17 protein-coding genes are annotated in these 17,442 nt (G+C 68.7%); 3 read left to right on the top strand and 14 right to left on the bottom strand.

Going from position 1 to position 17,442, the window contains the following annotated elements; translation table 11 throughout:
- Positions 1 to 89: 89 nt before the first annotated feature.
- From ehuB to ehuR, 10 genes are all read right to left on the bottom strand, one after another.
- The gene (gene ehuB, locus GBZ48_RS12370; protein ID WP_174471326.1) at positions 90 to 935 is read right to left on the bottom strand and encodes an ectoine/hydroxyectoine ABC transporter substrate-binding protein EhuB; all 846 of its coding nucleotides are present in this window, start codon (positions 933 to 935) and stop codon (positions 90 to 92) included.
- Between the two features lie 137 nt (positions 936 to 1,072).
- The gene (doeB, locus tag GBZ48_RS12365; protein WP_209798337.1) at positions 1,073 to 2,110 is read right to left on the bottom strand and encodes a N(2)-acetyl-L-2,4-diaminobutanoate deacetylase DoeB; all 1,038 of its coding nucleotides are present in this window, start codon (positions 2,108 to 2,110) and stop codon (positions 1,073 to 1,075) included.
- Positions 2,111 to 2,112: 2 nt separating this feature from the next.
- Positions 2,113 to 3,303: an ectoine hydrolase DoeA gene (gene doeA / locus GBZ48_RS12360; protein ID WP_209798336.1), complete on the bottom strand. Its 1,191-nt coding sequence runs from the start codon at positions 3,301 to 3,303 to the stop codon at positions 2,113 to 2,115.
- Between the two features lie 31 nt (positions 3,304 to 3,334).
- Positions 3,335 to 4,327 carry an ectoine utilization protein EutC gene (gene eutC, locus GBZ48_RS12355; RefSeq protein WP_174471324.1) on the bottom strand — a complete coding sequence of 331 codons (993 nt, stop codon included), beginning with the start codon at positions 4,325 to 4,327 and terminating at the stop codon, positions 3,335 to 3,337.
- The gene (eutB, locus tag GBZ48_RS12350; RefSeq protein ID WP_174471323.1) at positions 4,315 to 5,301 is read right to left on the bottom strand and encodes a hydroxyectoine utilization dehydratase EutB; all 987 of its coding nucleotides are present in this window, start codon (positions 5,299 to 5,301) and stop codon (positions 4,315 to 4,317) included. Before eutB ends, eutC begins: the two co-directional genes overlap by 13 nt.
- Positions 5,298 to 6,083 carry an ectoine utilization protein EutA gene (gene eutA, locus GBZ48_RS12345; RefSeq protein ID WP_174471322.1) on the bottom strand — a complete coding sequence of 262 codons (786 nt, stop codon included), beginning with the start codon at positions 6,081 to 6,083 and terminating at the stop codon, positions 5,298 to 5,300. Before eutA ends, eutB begins: the two co-directional genes overlap by 4 nt.
- Positions 6,084 to 6,138: 55 nt before the next feature.
- Positions 6,139 to 6,795, bottom strand: coding sequence for an ectoine/hydroxyectoine ABC transporter permease subunit EhuD (gene ehuD, locus GBZ48_RS12340; protein WP_174471321.1), 657 nt, complete (start codon positions 6,793 to 6,795; stop codon positions 6,139 to 6,141).
- Positions 6,796 to 6,806: 11 nt separating this feature from the next.
- Positions 6,807 to 7,466 carry an ectoine/hydroxyectoine ABC transporter permease subunit EhuC gene (gene ehuC, locus GBZ48_RS12335; RefSeq protein ID WP_174471320.1) on the bottom strand — a complete coding sequence of 220 codons (660 nt, stop codon included), beginning with the start codon at positions 7,464 to 7,466 and terminating at the stop codon, positions 6,807 to 6,809.
- An 82-nt stretch (positions 7,467 to 7,548) separates the two neighbouring features.
- Positions 7,549 to 8,334, bottom strand: a complete 786-nt coding sequence (ehuA, locus tag GBZ48_RS12330) for an ectoine/hydroxyectoine ABC transporter ATP-binding protein EhuA (RefSeq protein WP_343049529.1) — start codon at positions 8,332 to 8,334, stop codon at positions 7,549 to 7,551.
- A gap of 123 nt (positions 8,335 to 8,457) precedes the next feature.
- Positions 8,458 to 9,843: a MocR-like ectoine utilization transcription factor EhuR gene (ehuR, locus tag GBZ48_RS12325; RefSeq protein WP_174471319.1), complete on the bottom strand. Its 1,386-nt coding sequence runs from the start codon at positions 9,841 to 9,843 to the stop codon at positions 8,458 to 8,460.
- A gap of 89 nt (positions 9,844 to 9,932) precedes the next feature.
- On the opposite strand from ehuR, the gene GBZ48_RS12320 reads away from it, so the two are divergent.
- The 3 genes from GBZ48_RS12320 (at position 9,933) to GBZ48_RS12310 (ending at position 13,497) form a co-directional block, all read left to right on the top strand.
- Positions 9,933 to 10,439 carry an Lrp/AsnC family transcriptional regulator gene (locus tag GBZ48_RS12320; RefSeq protein ID WP_174471318.1) on the top strand — a complete coding sequence of 169 codons (507 nt, stop codon included), beginning with the start codon at positions 9,933 to 9,935 and terminating at the stop codon, positions 10,437 to 10,439.
- A gap of 142 nt (positions 10,440 to 10,581) precedes the next feature.
- Complete coding sequence (locus GBZ48_RS12315; protein ID WP_174471317.1) at positions 10,582 to 12,075, top strand: NAD-dependent succinate-semialdehyde dehydrogenase; 1,494 nt, start codon at positions 10,582 to 10,584, stop codon at positions 12,073 to 12,075.
- A 42-nt stretch (positions 12,076 to 12,117) separates the two neighbouring features.
- Entirely contained in the window at positions 12,118 to 13,497 is a 1,380-nt protein-coding gene (locus tag GBZ48_RS12310; RefSeq protein WP_174471316.1) for an aspartate aminotransferase family protein, read from the top strand.
- A gap of 43 nt (positions 13,498 to 13,540) precedes the next feature.
- On the opposite strand, the gene GBZ48_RS12305 is transcribed toward GBZ48_RS12310, so the two are convergent.
- The 4 genes from GBZ48_RS12305 to GBZ48_RS12290 form a co-directional block, all read right to left on the bottom strand.
- Positions 13,541 to 13,744, bottom strand: coding sequence for a hypothetical protein (locus GBZ48_RS12305; protein WP_174471315.1), 204 nt, complete (start codon positions 13,742 to 13,744; stop codon positions 13,541 to 13,543).
- Between the two features lie 135 nt (positions 13,745 to 13,879).
- Positions 13,880 to 15,529: an ABC transporter ATP-binding protein gene (locus GBZ48_RS12300; protein ID WP_174471314.1), complete on the bottom strand. Its 1,650-nt coding sequence runs from the start codon at positions 15,527 to 15,529 to the stop codon at positions 13,880 to 13,882.
- Positions 15,529 to 16,401 carry an ABC transporter permease gene (locus tag GBZ48_RS12295; RefSeq protein ID WP_174471313.1) on the bottom strand — a complete coding sequence of 291 codons (873 nt, stop codon included), beginning with the start codon at positions 16,399 to 16,401 and terminating at the stop codon, positions 15,529 to 15,531. The genes GBZ48_RS12300 and GBZ48_RS12295 overlap by 1 nt, the downstream gene beginning before the upstream one ends.
- Positions 16,398 to 17,348, bottom strand: coding sequence for an ABC transporter permease (locus GBZ48_RS12290; RefSeq protein ID WP_174471312.1), 951 nt, complete (start codon positions 17,346 to 17,348; stop codon positions 16,398 to 16,400). Before GBZ48_RS12290 ends, GBZ48_RS12295 begins: the two co-directional genes overlap by 4 nt.
- Between the last annotated feature and the right edge of the window lie 94 nt (positions 17,349 to 17,442).

Here is a 17,442-nt window from a genome sequence, read left to right as displayed (position 1 = left end):
GGAAATGCAGCAGGGGCGGGGAGGATTTCCTGCCCCGCCCCTGCTCAGGCCAACGTCGGACTTCAATCCACGCGCAGCCGGCGGCCCGATCAGTTGGATGCGGCGCAGAGCTTCTCGCGGGAGGTCTGCTTCGCAGCCTCGGCGGAGAAGCCGTAGGGCTCGATGATCCTGGCGAACTCGCCGGAGGCCTTCATCTCCGCCAGCACCTTGTCGAAGGCATCGCGCAGCGCTGTGTCCTGCTTGCGGAAGGCGGCGCCGTCGCAATAGACCGGGGCGCCCTTGACCGGGGCGACCACCTCGATGTTCGGGTCGTTGGCCTTGCCGACCAGATCGTGGATCGACAGGACCGGCAGCGAATAGACGTCGATGCGGCCGTCCTGCAGCATCTTCAGGCCGCTCTGCGGGTCGGGCACCACGATCACGCGGTCGCGCGGCACGCCGGCCTGCAACGCCAGCTTCTCCTCGGTGCCGCCGCCGGGAGCGCCGATTTTGGCGTTCGGGTTCTTGGCGATGTCCTCGTAGGAGGCCAGCTTCAGCGGGTTGCCCTTCTTCAAAGCGAAGGATTCGGCATCGCAGAGGATCGGCTCGGAATAGGCGACGGCCTTGCAGCGCTCCGGCTTCATGAACAGGCCGGCGGTGACGGCGTCGAAGCGGCGGGCCTGGAGGCCTGGAATCATCGCGCCATATTCGGAGATCGAGGCGACGACATCGTTGACACCCAGCTTCTTCATCACCGCGCGGGCAACGTCGGGGGCGGCGCCCGACACGGTGCCGTCCGGCTTGACGGCGGTGTAGGGAGGTTCGTTGGCGATCCCGATGCGGGCGAATCCCTGTTCGCGCAGCGTCTCCAGCGTGTCGGCGGCAAAGGCCGGCGCGGCGAGCGTGAGGAGTGCCGCGGCGATGCCGAAGCCTTTGGCGATCTTCAGGTGTTTCATGTCGGCCGTCCCTCTTTCGTGACTTGGTGAGTGCCCGGCCGGCGGTCCCGTCTGGACGCCGGCCCCTGTTCGGTCGGTGTGGATACCGTTCTTCAAAATTCCCGCCTTCTGCCGAGGCGGGTTTCAACAGGCGGCGGTCAGCTCTCGACCGTTCCGACCACCGCGATGCAGTCGCCGGCCTTGACCAGGCCGGGGAAATGCCGGGCCGCCAGGATGCCGTCCAGCGCCGCCCGGTATTCGGCCGGCGCCAGCCCCGTGCGGCCGATGGGGTGGATGCGGGCAAGCAGATCGCCCGCCCGCACCGGCTGGCCCAGATCGACGCAGGCCTCGATCAGGCCGCTGTCCTCGGCGAAGCGGAAACAGTCGCCCGACGGCATGTCGAGCCAGCGGCTGGCTTCCACCGGTTGGCTGCCGGCCGACTGCCCCTCCGCCGCTTGGCCGCCCGTCAGGATCCCTGCGTGGCGCAGGACGTTGCGGACGCCGCGCTTGGCGATGGCGATGGTCTCCGCCCGCCCGGTGCCGCCGCCGCCGAGTTCGGTGGTGACGAAGGTCTTGCCCAGCTCCTCCGCCGCCGTGTCGTACATGCCGACCGCGTCGATCTCCAGCATGCGCATGGAAAAGGGTGCGGCGAAGGCGGCCACGGCAGCGAAGCAGCGCGCCTCCTGGTCCTTGTCGGGCAGGACGTGGGCGGCGGCGAAGGGAACGAAGTCCAGCGTCCTGCCGCCGGAATGGATGTCCATCACCAGATCGGCCAGCGGCAGGAGTTCGCGGGCGAAGTAGTCGGCGATCTTCTGCGTCACCGTGCCGTCGGGGCGGCCGGGAAAGCTGCGGTTCAGGTTGCCCTTGTCGATGGGCGAGGTTCGGGTTCCCGCCTGGAAGGCCGGGTAGTTCATCGCCGGAACGATGATGACGCGGCCGGCGACCCGGTCGGCCGTGAGGGTCTGGGCGAGGTCGAACAGGGCGACGGCACCCTCATACTCGTCGCCATGGTTGGCGCCGGTCAAGAGCGCGGTCGGCCCGCTGCCGTTGCGCACCACGGTGAGCGGGATCATCACCGAACCCCAGGCCGAATCGTCCCGGCTGTAGGGCAGGCGCAGAAATCCGTGCTGCACGCCGTCGCGGTCGAAATCGACCGTCGGGGTTATCGGGGAGGGGGCAAGCGTGACGGGCGCCATGGTCAGGACTTCACGAACAGCTTGCGCGGCACATTGGCCAGGCATTCGACGCCGGTGTCGGTGATGGCGATGCTCTCGGTGATCTCCAGCCCCATATCCTCCAGCCAAAGGCCGGTCATGAAGTGGAAGGTCATGCCGGGCTGGAGTTCGGTGCGGTCGCCGGGGCGCAGGCTCATGGTGCGCTCGCCCCAGTCCGGCGGATAGCTGAGGCCGATGGGGTAGCCGGTGCGGTTGTCCTTGGTGATGCCGTAGCGCTTCAGCACGGCGAAGAAGGCGTTGGCGATGTCCTCACAGCTGTTGCCCGGCCTGGCGGCGGCAAGCCCGGCCTCCATTCCCTCCAGCGTCGCCTTCTCGGCGTCGAGGAAGGCCTGGGTCGGCGTGCCGAGGAAGACGGTGCGCGACAGCGGGCAGTGATAGCGTTTGTAGCAGCCGGCGATCTCGAAGAAGGTGCCCTCGCCCAGCTTCATCGGCCGGTCGTCCCAGGTCAGGTGCGGGGCCGAGGCGTCGGCCCCCGACGGCAGAAGCGGGACGATGGCCGGATAGTCGCCGCCGAAGCCGTCCGCCCCCCCGATGCCGCGGATGCCGGCGTCGTAGATCTCGGCCACGAGGTCGCATTTGCGCATCCCCGGCTCGACCCGCTCGACGATGCGAGCGTGCATCGCCTCGACGATGCGGGCGGCCTTGCGCATATAGTCGAGTTCCTGCGGGCTCTTCACCGCGCGCTGCCAGTTGACCAGCGCCGTCGCGTTCTGGAAGCGGGCGTTGGGCAGGTGGGTGGTCAGCGATTGACAGGCGGCGGCGGTGAACCAGTAATTGTCCATCTCGACGCCGATGGTGAGCCCACCCCAGCCGCGATCCGCCAGGATCGTCGACAGCAGGTCCATCGGGTGGCGCTCGGTCGATTGCACGTAATGGTCGGGATAGCCGATGATGCTGTCATGGCCCAGATAGGCGGTGCGCTTGGCGCCGTTGGCGTCCTGGCCGCGTCCGTACCAGATCGGCTCGCCGTGCGGCGGCACGATCACGCATTGGTGGACGTAGAAGGACCAGCCGTCATAGCCGGTCAGCCAGGCCATGTTCGACGGATCGGTGACGATCAGCAGCTCGATGCCGGCCTTGTCCATGGCGGCACGGGTCTTGTCGAGCCGGGCGGCATATTCGGCCCGGCTGAAGTTCAGCGTCGGTTCCAGCATGTCGGGGTCTCTCTCGTAAGAGGAGGGATGTTCAGGCGTCGAAGACGGTGCCGGCACCGGCCGCCAGGGCCCGGCCGCGCGCCAGCGTGGCGATGGCGGTGTCCTGCACCCCGGTTCCGGTGAGGTCGCAGACGGTGATGGCGTCGGTGGACGGGCGGCCCGCGGCCTGCCCGGCGATGACGGCGCCCAGTTCGGGAAACTCCCGGTCGGCGGCGACCGTGCCGGCGGCAATCGCGTGATGCAGCTCACCCAGCCGGCGGGTCTGCGTCAGGCGGTCGGCGACATAGAGGTCGGCACGGGACAGGATGGCGGGATCGAGTTCGTTCTTGTGCTCGGCGTCCGACCCCATGGCGGTGACGTGCTGGCCGGGTTCGAGCCAGTCCGCCATCAGGATCGGCCGGTCGGCCGGGGTGGTGGTGACGACGATGTCGGCGCCGGCGACCGCCGCCCTGCTCTCCGTCGCGGCGTGTACGGGGAGGCCCAGCCGCTCCGACAGCCGGGCGGCGGTGGCGGCGGCGCGCTCGGGCTGGCGCGCCCAGAGGCGGGCCTGGCGGATCGGGCGGACCAGGGTCAGCGCCTCCAGCTGCAACGCCGCCTGCACCCCGGCGCCGAAGATGGCGGCGACGGCGCTGTCGGGACGCGACAGGTGTTTGGCGGCCACCGCTCCCGCCGCCGCGGTCCGCACGTCGGTCAGATAACCGTTGTCGAGGAGCAGGGCCTCGACCAGACCGGTCCGGCTGCTCAGCAGCACCATCAGCCCGTTGACGCTGGGCAGGCCGAGCGCCGGGTTGCCGAAGAAGCCGGGACTGATCTTGATGGCGAAACCGTCGAGGCCGGGGACATAGGCGGTCTTGACGTCGACTTCCCCGCGATATTCCGGGATGTCGAGCCGCAGGATCGGCGGCATCGCCACCGGGCGGGTGGCCAGCGCCAGGAAAGCGCCCTCGACACAGGCGACGGCATCGCGGTCGAGCGGAACGATCCGCCGCAGCTCCGCCTCGGTCAGGATGGTCATGCGGGGCATGGCAGGCCTCCGGTGATGATGCGGCGGTGCAGGTCCATGGCGATGTTGCGGCCGGACAGCAGGGCGATTGCCGGGCCGCGCGGCGTCACCTTGCCAGCGAGCAGTGCCGCGATGCCGACGGCACCGGCGCCTTCGACGATTTCCTGCTCGGCGGAATAGGCGTGTTCGATGCCGGCGGCGATCTCCGCCTCGGTCAGCAGGACCACGTCGTCGAGCAGGCTGGCGGCAAGCCGGTGGGTGTGGCGGTTGTCGAGCCCGATGCCGCCGCCGAGCGAATCCGCCAGCGTCTCCAACTCCTCGACCTGGACCGGGCGTCCGGCCTTCAGGCTGGCATGCATCGCGGCGCCGCGTTCCATCGACACGCCGATCACCCGCAGGCCTGGCCGCAGGGCCTTGGCCGCCAGCGCCACGCCGCCGATCAGGCCGCCGCCCGACAGCGGCACCAGCAGCAGCTCGGCGTCGGGAACCGCCTCGATGATCTCCAGCCCCAGCGTGCCCTGCCCGGCAATGACGTCGGCATGGTCGAAGGGCGGGACGGTGGCGAAGCCCTCCTCGCGGACCAGCCGGTCGACCTCGACCTGCGCGTCGTCCTGGGAGCGGCCGACGATGCGGATCTCCGCCCCCAGCGCGCGGATCCCCTCGATTTTGTTGGCTGGGACCAGCGCCGACATGCAGACGACGCAGCGGACGCCGGCCTGTGCGGCGGCATGGGCGAGCGCCCGGCCATGATTGCCGGTGGAGGCCGCCGCGACCCCCATCGCCAATGCCTCGCGCGGCAGGGCCGACAGCGCGTTGGTGGCGCCACGCAGCTTGAAGCTGCCGGTGGTCTGGCGGGTTTCCAGCTTCAGGAAGACCGGAGCGCCGCAACGGGCGGTCAGGCTGGGCGAGGCGACGGTCGGCGTCGCCACGATCCGCCCGGCCAGCCGCGCGCGGGCGCGGAAGACGTTCTCCAGGCCGATGTCCTGCCCGCTCATGACCAAGCCTTCCCCGGCAGCGGCAGTGTCATCAGCCGCCCGGCCCCGGGACGGGGCCGGTCGTCGCCGCACAGGCGCAGCGCGGCCCAGGCGGTGGCCTGGTTGCTGGTGACGACGGGGCGGCCGATGGCGTCCTCGATCTCGGCGGCGACGCCGGCCGAGCGCAGGGCGGTGCAGGAGATGAACAGCGCCTCGGCGTCCGGCGGCATCGCCTCGATGGCGGCGCGCACCAGACTGGCCGGTGCGATGCGCGCCATCTCGCGGTCGTCGTCCAGCCCGAAGCAGGTGAAGCGCGCGATGTCGAACCCGTGTTCCGCAAAATAGGCGGCCATCGGCCGGCTGGTCTGTTCGGTGTAGGGGGTCAGCACGGCGATGCGCCGGGCACCGAACGCCGTCAGGCCGTGGCGGGCGGCGGCGGGCGGGGTGATGACGGGAACACCCGGCTTGGCCGAGGCGATGGCCTGCTCGATGGCGTCGTCGCCCATCACGACGCTGGCCGAGGTGCAGGAATAGCAGATGGCGTCGAGCGGCTCGTCGGGCAGGATCAGCGCCGCCCCTTCGGCGAGGCGCGGCTGCATGCGGCGCAGATTCTCCGGCGTCGTCGGGTTGGCGTAGGCGATGCGCGCGGTGTAGACGCCGATGCGGTCACTGGCGACCATGCGGCGGAAGTCCGGTTCGGTCGTGTGGTCGGTCGCCAGCACGACCAGACCGACGCGCTTTTCAACCGGGCGGTCGTCGAAGGCCAGCGCGGTGGCCGAGAGCAGGATGGGAAGGGAGGACATGGCTCGAAAACTCCGGGATCGGCTTGCAGCCATCGGCGGGCCGGCAGGCTGGCAATCAGCGGGTTGGCCGGAAACGGCGCTCCAGCAGGTGCAGGGCGGGCACGGCGATCAGGCTGATGCACAGGAACAGGACGCCGACCATCGTCATCGGCTCCAGATAGCGGTAATTGCTGTTGGCGACGCCGCGGGCCTCGCTCATCAGCTCGATTACCGTGATGGCGGAGAGCAGCGGGGTTTCCTTGAACATCGCGACGAAATAATTCGCCAGTGCCGGGATCATCGGCGGGATCGCCTGCGGCAGGATGACATGGCGCCAGGTCTGGTAGGGCGTGAGGTTGCAGGCCTTCGCTGCCTCCCACTGGCCGCGCGGCGTGTTGTCGATGCCGGCGCGGAAGACCTCCGAGGCGTAGGTGGCGTAATGAAGGCCCAAGCCCACCACCCCGGCGGTCAGCGGCGACAGCAAGAGGCCCAGCTCCGGCAGCACGTAGAACAGGAAATACAGCTGCACCAGCAGCGGGGTGCCGCGGATGAACTCCACCACGAAGCCGGTGATGCGCGCCACCGGCCGGCTTTTCGAGCGGCGCAGCAGGGCGAAGCCCAGCCCGGCGACGGCGGCCAGGATGGAGCCGAGCAGGGTGGCCAGCAGCGTGATGCGCAGGCCGTCCAGCAGCATCGGCATGATCTCGCGGACGAACTCCCAATCCCATTCCATGGCCGGTTTCCTTAAGTGCGCAGCCCGTCGAGGCCGCGGGTCATGCGGCGCTCCAGGGCTTTCATGCCGAACGAGATCAGGCTGGCATAGGCGAAGTAGATGACCAGCACGGTCAGGAAGGGCAGCGCGGTGCTGCCGGTCTGCGAGCGGACGACCTGTGCCTGGAAGGTGAGGTCGCTGAGGGAGATCAGCGAGACGACCGAGGTCGCCTTCAGCAGCTCGATGGCGTTGTTGCAGAAGGTCGGTACCATCACCACCGCCGCCTGCGGCAGCAGCACGTGGCGCAGGCTCTGCCAGCGCGTCAGGTTCAGGGCGACGCAGGCCTCGTGCTGTTCGCGCCCGATGGACTGCACCGCCGCCCGCACCACCTCCGCGCCATAGGCGCCGACATTCAGCCCGAGCGCCAGCACGCCGGCCTGCAACGGCGTCAGCGTCACCCCGATCAGCGGCAGGACGAAATAGGCCCAGAAAAGCTGGACGAAGATCGAGGTGCCGCGAAAGAACTCGATATAGGCGACCGACAGGGCGCGCACCGTGGCGTGGCGCGACAGCCGGCCCAGCCCGGCGAGGAAGGCGGCCGGCAGGGCCAGCGCGCAGCCGAGCACGGTCAGTTTCGCCGTCACCAGCGCGCCGTCCAGCATCAAGCCCAGATAGCCGGCCCAATCAGCCATGAAGCCGAGACCTCCTGCGTTCGGGGGAAAAGCGGAAAACGGACGCAGTCGGATGCGCCGAGCCTTCAGATACGCTGAATCGTCAGATGCGCTGTCCGGCGGCGATGATCTTTTTCAAAAAGGCCTGGGTCCGCTCGTGCGTCGGATTGGTGAAGAGGACATCGGGCGGTCCCTCCTCCACGATGCGGCCGCGGTCGAAGAACAGCACGCGGTCGGCGAAATCGTGGGCGAAGCTCATCTCGTGGGTCACCAGCAACATGGTCATGTCGGTGGTCGACCCCAGCATCCGCATGACGTTCAGCACCTCCTCCACCAGTTCGGGGTCGAGGGCGGAGGTCACTTCGTCGAACAGCATGATCCTGGGTTGCAGCGCCAGGGCGCGGGCGATGGCCACCCGCTGCTTCTGGCCGCCGGACAGCTGGGCCGGCATGGCGTGGGCCTTGTCGGCGAGGCCGACGAGATCCAGCAGTTCCATCGCCCGGCGTTCGGCATCCGCCTTCCTGACGCCCTTGGTCAGCATCGGCGCCAGCGTGACGTTGTCCAGCACGCATTTGTGCGGGAACAGGTTGAACAGCTGGAACACCATGCCGATCCTGGTCCGCATCCGGTGCAGATGCGCCTCGTCGGCGGGGACCAGGCTGCCGTTGCGCTCCATCTGGAACAGAGGCTCGCCATCGATGCGGATGGTGCCGCTTTCGATGGTCTCCAGCGTCATCAGCGTCCGCAGGATCGTCGTCTTGCCGGAGCCGGACGGCCCGATCAGCGCCAGCTTCTCACCCGGCCGGACTGAAAAACACAGGTCCTGCAGCACGGTGTGCGAGCCGTAGCGCTTCGTGACCCGGTCGATGTCGATGATTGCGTCGGTCACACCGGTCTTCCCTTGCAATGGTTGGCGACCGTGGATGTGCGCAAACGATGCGGGACCGCAAAAATCATGTCAATCCGGAAAATAAAATCATGACAATTCCGGAGAAGCTCACCTCGGAATTGTTCAGATGGCGAGAAGCACCGGCTCCGGGTCGCTGTTCAGCAGATTGACGATCACGCGCAGGCCGGCGTGCAGCTCCGCCTCGGTGGTGGAGCCGATGGAGACGCGCAGCGCGTCGGGCCGCGTTCCGGGGCCGATGGCGAAGGCCGATCCCGGCGCCAGCGCCACCCCCTGATGGCGGGCATGCGACACGAAGGTTGCCTCCGGCCGTCCTTCCCCCAGCGGCAGCCACAGATGCAGCCCCTCGGCATGGCTGCGATGGGGGATGCCTTTCAGGATCTCCGCCGCCAGCGCGTGGCGGCGGTGCAGGGCCTTGCGCTGCCACTCCACCATCTCCATCGCGAATCCGTTCTCGACCCAGCGGGTGGCGATCTCGGCGACGATGGGCGTCGCGATCCAGTTGGTCACCAGATGGCGGTTGGTGACGGCGGCGAGCAGCCGGTCCGGAACCACCAGATAGCCGGTGCGCAGGCCCGGCATCACCGTCTTGGTGAAGCTGGTGACGTAGAGCGTCCGTTCCGGCGCCAGGGCCGCCAGTGGCGGGCGCCGGTCGCTCAGCAGGGGCCCCAGCGGGTCGTTCTCCACGATGGAGAGATTGTGCCGCTGGGCCATGCGCGCGATCTCCTTCCGCCGCTCTTCGCCCATGTGGGTCGCGGTGGCGTTGATCGGGTTCGGCATGACGAACAGGGCCTTGGCCGTGCCGTCGCGGCAGGCGGCGTCGAGGGCGTCGGGCCGGATGCCCTCCTCGTCTATCGCGACGCCGCGCAGCTTGATGCCGAGATAGGAGGCGAGCGGCAGCAGGGTATGGTGCCCGACCTCCTCCGTCACCACGGTCGATCCCGGCGGGGCGGCCGCCATCAGGGCGATGGTCATGCCGGCGGTGGCGCCGTTGGTCAGGGTGACGTTGGCCGCCGTCGTCTCCACCCCGCAGTGGCGCAGCCAGGACACCGCCGTCGCCCGGTGGCGGGCGAACAGGGTGTTGGGGCGGAAGGACAGCACCACGGCCGGCGGCAGGCTGGCGGCAAGCTCCACCAGCGCCCCCCGCATCGCCTCCACATGCAGCGGCTCGCACACCGGCTTCAGGATCGACAGGTCGATCACCTCGTCGGTGCGTTGCGGGATGTAGGGCGGATCGACCTCGGTCTGGACGGCACGGATGAAGGTGCCGCGCCCGGTCTCCCCGCTGATCAGACCGCGTCGGATCAGCTCCTCGTAGGCGCGGCTGACGGTCTGGACGGAAATGCCCAATTCGTCGGCAAGCTGCCGGTGGGTGGGCAGCTGGTCGCCGACCGCCAGTTGGCCTTGCATGATCGCCCGCTGCACCTGATCGGCCAGCGAGAGATAGACGGGCCTGCTCAAAGCCGATGCATCGGGGTGCCACTTTGTCATGCAACATTTCTGCTGGAAATCACCACATTTGACAATGGCGGAAAGCGCGGACATCGTCGGGTCGTCATTTTCCAGAGGCTCCCCGCCCCATGCCCGACCTGAAGCTCGATCTCATCGACCTGCGCATCCTTTCGGAAATCCAGCGGGACGGCCGCATCACCAAGCTGGCTTTGGCCGACAGGGTGGGGCTGTCGCCGACGCCGTGCTGGGTGCGGCTGCGCCGGCTGGAGGAGGGCGGCATCGTCACCGGCTATCACGCGCGGCTGGCCCTGCGGCAGGTGACGCCCTTCGCGATGGCGCTGGTCGAGGTGACGCTGGGCAGCCACCGGCAGGTCGATTTCGACCGCTTCGAACGGGCGGTCAGGGCCGAGCCCGGCATCGTCTCCTGCTGGTCGGTCGGCGGTGGGGTCGATTATGTCCTGCGGGTGGTGGCGCGCGACGTCGATGCCTATCAGCGGATCATCGACCGGCTGCTGGACGGCGACGCCGGGATCGACCGTTATTTCACCTACATCGTCACGCGGACGGTGAAGGACGATGCGGCGATGCCGCTGGAGGCGCTGATGGAGGAGCCGGGCGGGTCCGTCCCAACCTGATAGAGACTTTCTCTTCCTGCCCACCTTGGGAAAGAGACACTCTCCGCCCCAAGGGGCAGGTTCGGACACTCTCTCCATCGCCGCACCTCTAGACTCCGGAACACCGGCGCTTCGGCGCTGCCCCCTTATTCCGGAGGTGTCCATGACCGCGCAGCTGTCCCGCCCGGACCGTCACGACGCCGTCGGCCGCCTGAGCGACCGCCGGCTGCTGCGCGAACTCGCCTATGTCGGCGGACGCTGGACCGCGGCACCGGACGGCGCCACCTTCGCAGTGACCGACCCGGCCAGCGGACGGACTCTCGCCCAGGTCGCGGCGCTGGACGCCGCCCAGGCGACCGCCGCCGTCACCGCCGCTGCCGCAGCGTTCCCGGCCTGGAGCGCCCGGCTGCCCCAGGACCGCGCCGCCCGCCTGCGCGACTGGTTCGACCGCATCACCGCCGCCAGGGAGGATCTGGCCCTGCTGATGACCTTGGAGCAGGGCAAGCCGCTCGCCGAAGCGCGGGGGGAGATCGACTACGCCGCCTCCTTTGTCGAATGGTATGCGGAGGAAGCCAAGCGGGTGGGCGTCGAGGGCATCGCCAGCCATCTGCCCGGTGCCGAAATGCTGCTGCGGCGGGAGGCGCTGGGCGTGACCGGCATGGCGACGCCGTGGAACTTCCCGTCGGCGATGCTGACGCGCAAGGCGGCGGCGGCGCTGGCCGCCGGTTGCACCGTGGTGGCGCATGCGTCGTCCGAGACGCCGCTGTCGGCGCTGGCGCTGGCGGAACTGGCGGAGCGGGCGGGCATCCCCGCCGGCGTGTTCAACGTCCTGACCGGCGATCCGGAGCCGCTGGTCGGCGCGCTGTGCGACGATGCCCGCGTCCGGGCCATGAGCTTCACCGGTTCCACCGAAATCGGCAGCCGCATCGCCGCGCGCTGTGCCCCGACCATGAAGCGGCTGGTGATGGAGCTGGGCGGCCATGCACCTCTGCTGGTCTTCGCCGATGCCGATCTGCAACGGGCGGTGGACATCGCCATCGACGCGAAGTTCGCCACCTCCGGCCAGGACTGCCTCGCCGCCAACCGCATCTACGTGCAGCGCCCGCTCTACGACAGCTTCTGCGCCGCCTTCACCGCCCGCAGTGCCGCGCTGCGCGTCGGGCCGGGGCTGGAGCCGGAGGTGCAGATCGGCCCGCTGATGAACGGGCGGGCGGTCGACAAATGCGCCCGCCATGTCCGCGACGCGCTCGACCGCGGCGCCCGCTGCCTGACCGGCGGCGAGGTCCATCCCGCCGGCCCGCTGTTCTACCGTCCGACCGTGCTGGCCGACGTGGCGCCGGACTCGCTGATCCTGCGCGAGGAGACCTTCGGCCCGGTCGCCGCGCTCCTGCCCTTCGATGACGAGGCGGAGGCGGTGGCCCGCGCCAACGACACCGACTACGGCCTCGTCGCCTATCTGGTGACCCGTGACGCCGGCCGGATCCTCCGCCTGTCGCGGGCGCTGCACTACGGCATGGTGGCGGTCAACCGGGTGAAGATCACCGGCGCGCCGGTCCCCTTCGGCGGGGTCAAGCAATCCGGCCTCGGCCGCGAAGGCTCGCGCCATGGGATGGAGGCCTTCACCGAGCTGAAATACGTCTGCCTCGACGCCGCCTGAACCAGCCGCTCGACCCGAAATTCCTGTTTGGGAAACCACGCCATGACCGACCTGACCAACGAGCTGACCGCCTGGGACCGCGACCATTTCTTCCACCCGTCGACCCACATGGCGGCACATGCCCGCGGCGACACGCCGACCCGCGTCGTCACCGGCGGCGAGGGCGTCTACATCACCGACCGTGACGGCAAGCGCAGCCTGGACGCCTTCGCCGGCCTCTATTGCGTCAATGTCGGCTATGGCCGCCGCGAGATCGCCGACGCCATCGCCGAGCAGGCCGGCAAGCTCGCCTATTATCACGCCTATGTCGGGCATGGCAGCGAACCGTCGATCACGCTGGCCAGGATGATCGTCGACCGGGCGCCCGCCGGGATGTCACGCGTCTATTTCGGCCTGTCGGGGTCGGACGCGAACGAGACCAACATTAAGCTGGTCTGGTATTACAACAACATCCTCGGCCGGCCCGAGAAGAAGAAGATCATCTCGCGCTGGCGCGGCTATCACGGGTCGGGGGTGATGACCGGCAGCCTGACCGGGCTGGAGCTGTTCCACAAGGCCTTCGACCTGCCGCGCCCGCCGGTGCTGCACACCGAAGCCCCCTATTATTTCCGCCGGGCCGACCGCAGCATGAGCGAGGAGCAGTTCTCCCAGCACTGCGCCGACCGGCTGGAGGCGCTGATCCAGGCGGAGGGGCCGGAGACCATCGCCGCCTTCATCGGCGAACCGGTGCTGGGCACCGGCGGCATCGTTCCGCCGCCCGCCGGCTACTGGGAGAAGATCCAGGCCGTCCTGGACAAGCACGACATCCTGCTGATCGCCGACGAGGTGGTGACCGGGTTCGGCCGGCTCGGCAGCATGTTCGGCTCCGACCATTACGGCATCAGGCCCGACCTCATCACCATCGCCAAGGGGCTGACCTCCGCCTATGCGCCGCTCTCGGGGGTGATCGTCGGCGACCGGGTGTGGAAGGTGCTGGAGAAGGGCTCCGACCAGCTCGGCCCCATCGGCCATGGCTGGACCTATTCGGCCCATCCGCTCTGCGCCGCCGCCGGGGTAGCGAATCTGGAGCTGATCGACACGCTCGATCTGGTGACCAACGCGCGTGAGACCGGGGGCTATTTCCGCGCGGCGCTGACCGACGCGCTGGCCGGCCATCCGATGGTCGGCGAGGTGCGCGGCGAGGGCATGCTGGCGGCGGTGGAGTTCGTCGCCGACCGGGACGACCGCCGCTTCTTCCCCGCCGAGGCGAAGGTCGGGCCGCGCCTGTCCGCAGCCCTTCTGGAGCGGGGAGTCATCGCCCGCGCCATGCCCCAGGGCGACATCCTCGGCTTCGCACCGCCGCTCTGCCTGACGCGGGAGGAGGCCGACATCGTGGTGGCGGCGACGGCCAAGGCGGTGAAGGCTGTCGCGGCCGAACTCTGAACGCCGGACTCCGATTGGGTTCCGTCAGTGCGCCGGTACCGTCCTAGCAGGGCTGATCGGCGTGCTGACGCGAGGCCGACTGCCCGGTGAACCGCTCGACGCAGGCCGAGAGGCTCGCCAGGGTGGTCTCCTGGTAGACCCAGGGACCGAGCCCCGCACGTGCGACGGTGATTTCCCGGCGATCCCCGAGGTCGGTGATTGTCGCCGTGAAGCCACCGACCGCGACACTCTGCTGGGAACAGGTCATTTGGACGCCCTCCTCGACATCATGCCGCAGGGTGGACCGCCGCACTTAACGAGACATGAACATATGGCGGTATGTGGCTGCCTACCCACAAATAGCCCGGCTTGTCGGCTCGGCGAATCATCGCCAACCGGCGGATCAGGCCACCCGCATCCGGTCGGCGTCGATGTTCAGCGTGTCGAGCCAGGTCGGATCCAGCTTCGGAACCGACGAGAACAGCAGTTTCGAATAGGGGTGCTGCGGCGGCTGCCGGTCGGCGGGGATGATGGTCTCCACCGTCTGCCCTCGATACATCACGACGATCTCGTCGCAGATCGCCTCGATCACCGACAGGTCGTGGCTGATGAAGACATAGGACAGGCCAAGTTCGCGTTGCAGTTCCTTCAGCAGGTCGATGACCGCCGCCGCAACGACGGTGTCGAGGGCCGAGGTGATCTCGTCGCACAGGATCAGCTTCGGCTCGGCGGCGAGCGCACGGGCGAAGTTCACCCGCTGCTTCTGGCCGCCCGACAATTCGGCCGGGCGGCGGTGGCGCAGGGCGCGGGGCAGGCGGACCATGTCCAGCAGCGCATCGACCCGCGCATCGCGGGCCTTGCCGCGCAGGCCGTGATAGAAGGTCAGCGGACGGCCGAGGATGTCCTCGATGGACTTGGCCGGGTTGAGCGCGGTATCGGCGTGCTGGAAGACGATCTGCAGGTCGCGCAGCTGGTCGTGGCTGCGCTGGCGGGCACTGTGCCACAGCTCCTTGCCATTGAACTGGATGTCGCCCTTGCAGGCCGGCAGGATTCCGGCGATGGCGCGTGCCAGCGTCGATTTCCCGCAGCCGGACTCCCCGATGATGCCGAGGTTGGTGCCCCGCTTCACCTGCAGGCTCACGCCCTTGACGGCGAGGACCAGCGGCTGCCCGTTCGACTGCGGCGGGCCGTAGCCGGCGCTCAGCGTGTTGATCTCCAGCAGCGGAGCGCCGCTGTCGGCGGCGGGCAGTGCTTCGCGCCCGCCGGTGTCGGGGTGGAAGGCGTGCAGCAATTCCTGGGTGTAGGGGTGGGCCGGGCGCGTCAGGATGTCGTGGACGCTGCCGGTTTCCTGCACCGCGCCGTTGCGCAGCACCATGATGCGGTCGGCGATCTGGGCGACCACGGCCAGATCGTGGGAGACATAGACGCAGGCGATCCGGTGCTGGGCGGTCACCGCCTTGAAGGCGCGCAGGACCTCGACCTGGGTGGTGACGTCCAGCGCCGTTGTCGGCTCGTCGAAGATCACCACCTTGGGATCGCCGATCAGCGCCATCGCCGCCGCCAGCCGTTGCAACTGGCCGCCTGACACCTGATGCGGGTAACGGTCGCCGATGCTGTCGGGATTGGGCAGGGACAGGGCGCGGAACAGGGCGACCGCCCGGCGGCGGGCCTCGTCCGGCGGCATCAGGCGATGGATCCGCGTCACCTCGATGACCTGCTCCATGATGGTCGAGGCCGGGTTGAAGGCGGCGGCGGCACTCTGCGGCACATAGGCCACGGTGGTGCCGCGCAGGGCGGCCCGGTCCTTTTCCGGCAGCGTCACCATGTCATGGCCGTCGACCGTCACCGTTCCGCCGGAAATCCGGCAGCCCGGACGGGCGTAGCCGAGCAGCGTCATGGCGGCGGTGGTCTTGCCGGAGCCGCTTTCGCCGATGAAGGCGACGGTCTCGCCGGCGGCGATGTCCAGGTCGATGCCCTTCAGGATCTGGATCCAGCGGCCGGAATCGGTGGTGGCCTCGACCGTCAGGCCGCGGATTTCGACAAGGTTCGTCATCAGGAGGCGCTCCGGTCGCGGATCTTCTGCGGAAGATTGTCGATCAGCAGATTGACGCTGATGGTCAGGGTGGCGATGGCCAGCGACGGCACGATCACCGCCGGTGCCGCGAAGGGCAGGCCGCCGATGTTCTCGCGCACCAGCGCCCCCCAGTCGGCGTAGGGCGGCTGGACGCCCAGCCCCAGGAAGGACAGGCCCGACAGCAGCAGGACGATGAAGACGAAGCGCAGGCCGAGGTCGGCCAGAACCGGGCCGATGATGTTGGGCAGAATCTCCGATGCGATCAGATAGGGCAGCCTTTCGCCCCGGATGCGGGCGACCATGATGAAATCCATCGTGTCGATGTTGATCGCCAGCGCCCGGCTGAAGCGGTAGGCGCCGGGGACATAAATGACCGACAGGGTCAGGATCAGCACGGGGATGGAGGAGCCGACCGCCGCGACCACCATCAGGCCGAACAGCTTGCTGGGGATGGAGTTCATGGCGTCGAGGATGCGGCTGACCACCATGTCCACCGGCCCGCGCAGCACCGCCGAGGTCATGCCCAGCACCACGCCGGTGAAGCAGGCGATGGACACCGCGGCCAGCGAGATGCCGACGGTGTAGCGGGCGCCGTAGATGATGCGGGACAGCATGTCGCGGCCGAGATAATCCGACCCCAGCCACAGGCCGGGCCGCATCGGGCCGAAATAGTCGAGGTCGATCATCTCGCCCACCGAATGGGGCGTGATGTAGGGGGCGAAGAGGGCGACCAGCGCCCAGAACAGGACGACGGAAAAGGCGGCAAGGCCGACCAGATTGATCCGGTAGCCCGACCATGCCGTCAGCGAGCCGGTGGAGGCCCTCGGTTCAGTGGAAGAATGTGTCTTCATCGGAGCCTCGGGTTCGACAGGATGGCGACGATGTCGGCGGTGGTGATCAGGATCAGATACCCGAAGCAGAAGATCATCGCGCAGGACTGGATCAGCGGCAGGTCGCGGGTGGACACCGCATCGACCATCAGCTTGGCGATCCCCGGATAGTTGAAGATCGTCTCGACGATGATCACGCCGCCCAGCAGGTAGGAGAGCGACAGCGCCACCGCGTTGGAGATGGGTCCCAGCGCGTTGGGCAGGGCGTGGCGCAGGACCATCCGCGGCCGTGACGCCCCTTTCAGCAGCGCCATCTCGACATAGGGCGTGTTCAGCGTTTCGATCACGGCGGCTCTGGTCATGCGGATCATCTGCGCCGACACCCCGAAGGTCAGGGTGATGACCGGCATGGCGTAGGCCCGCAGCAGGCCGGAGAAACTGTCGATGTTATAGGTGAAGGACAGGGCCGGCAGCCATTTCAGGTAGACGGCGAACACCAGCACGGCCAGGGTCGCCAGCACGAATTCCGGCACCGAGATGACGCCGATGGTGGCGATGGTGACGATGCGGTCGTACAGCGTGCGCCGCCACATGGCGGCGGTGATGCCCAGCGTCAGCGCCAGCGGCACCGACACCAGGGTGGTCAGCCCGGCCAGCTTCAGGGTGTTGGCAAGCCGGCCGGAGACCAGCGTGGCCACCGGCACATGGTTGGCGTAGGAGGTGCCGAGATCGCCCTGGAACAGGCCGCCGATCCAGTAGACGAAGCGCAGCAGGGCCGGCTCGTCGAGATGCATGGCCGTGCGCAGGCCGGCGACGGCTTCCGGCGTCGCCGCCTGCCCCAGCAGGATGGTCGCCGTGTCGCCGGGCAGCAGGGTGGTGGCGAAGAACACGGCGAAGGACACGATCGTCAGCGTGACCAGTGCGATGAGCAGCCGACCAAGAATGAGGGACGGAACGCGTGATGTCATGCTTGGCCTCCGCAAGGTGAGGCGCCCCCGGAGGGGTTGCCCGAATGGGCCAGGACGGGCCGGAACGGCCGGCCCTGCGGCCGTCCCGTTCCGC

It is taken from the genome of Azospirillum melinis, assembly GCF_013340935.1.
Classification (GTDB): Bacteria; Pseudomonadota; Alphaproteobacteria; order Azospirillales; family Azospirillaceae; genus Azospirillum; species Azospirillum melinis.
The sequence above is the reverse complement of the archived record's forward strand: the minus strand, read 5'-3'. Positions and strand labels throughout refer to the sequence as shown.

Excerpts from the sequence above, each read along its gene's own strand:
- ehuB (WP_174471326.1), bottom strand. The coding sequence starts at position 935 with ATGAAACACCTGAAGATCGCCAAAGGCTTCGGCATCGCCGCGGCACTC.
- doeB (WP_209798337.1), bottom strand. The coding sequence starts at position 2,110 with ATGGCGCCCGTCACGCTTGCCCCCTCCCCGATAACCCCGACGGTCGAT.
- doeA (WP_209798336.1), bottom strand. The coding sequence starts at position 3,303 with ATGCTGGAACCGACGCTGAACTTCAGCCGGGCCGAATATGCCGCCCGG.
- eutC (WP_174471324.1), bottom strand. The coding sequence starts at position 4,327 with ATGCCCCGCATGACCATCCTGACCGAGGCGGAGCTGCGGCGGATCGTT.
- eutB (WP_174471323.1), bottom strand. The coding sequence starts at position 5,301 with ATGAGCGGGCAGGACATCGGCCTGGAGAACGTCTTCCGCGCCCGCGCG.
- eutA (WP_174471322.1), bottom strand. The coding sequence starts at position 6,083 with ATGTCCTCCCTTCCCATCCTGCTCTCGGCCACCGCGCTGGCCTTCGAC.
- ehuD (WP_174471321.1), bottom strand. The coding sequence starts at position 6,795 with ATGGAATGGGATTGGGAGTTCGTCCGCGAGATCATGCCGATGCTGCTG.
- ehuC (WP_174471320.1), bottom strand. The coding sequence starts at position 7,466 with ATGGCTGATTGGGCCGGCTATCTGGGCTTGATGCTGGACGGCGCGCTG.
- ehuR (WP_174471319.1), bottom strand. The coding sequence starts at position 9,843 with ATGACAAAGTGGCACCCCGATGCATCGGCTTTGAGCAGGCCCGTCTAT.
- GBZ48_RS12320 (WP_174471318.1), top strand. The coding sequence starts at position 9,933 with ATGCCCGACCTGAAGCTCGATCTCATCGACCTGCGCATCCTTTCGGAA.
- GBZ48_RS12315 (WP_174471317.1), top strand. The coding sequence starts at position 10,582 with ATGACCGCGCAGCTGTCCCGCCCGGACCGTCACGACGCCGTCGGCCGC.
- GBZ48_RS12310 (WP_174471316.1), top strand. The coding sequence starts at position 12,118 with ATGACCGACCTGACCAACGAGCTGACCGCCTGGGACCGCGACCATTTC.
- GBZ48_RS12305 (WP_174471315.1), bottom strand. The coding sequence starts at position 13,744 with ATGACCTGTTCCCAGCAGAGTGTCGCGGTCGGTGGCTTCACGGCGACA.
- GBZ48_RS12300 (WP_174471314.1), bottom strand. The coding sequence starts at position 15,529 with ATGACGAACCTTGTCGAAATCCGCGGCCTGACGGTCGAGGCCACCACC.
- GBZ48_RS12295 (WP_174471313.1), bottom strand. The coding sequence starts at position 16,401 with ATGAAGACACATTCTTCCACTGAACCGAGGGCCTCCACCGGCTCGCTG.
- GBZ48_RS12290 (WP_174471312.1), bottom strand. The coding sequence starts at position 17,348 with ATGACATCACGCGTTCCGTCCCTCATTCTTGGTCGGCTGCTCATCGCA.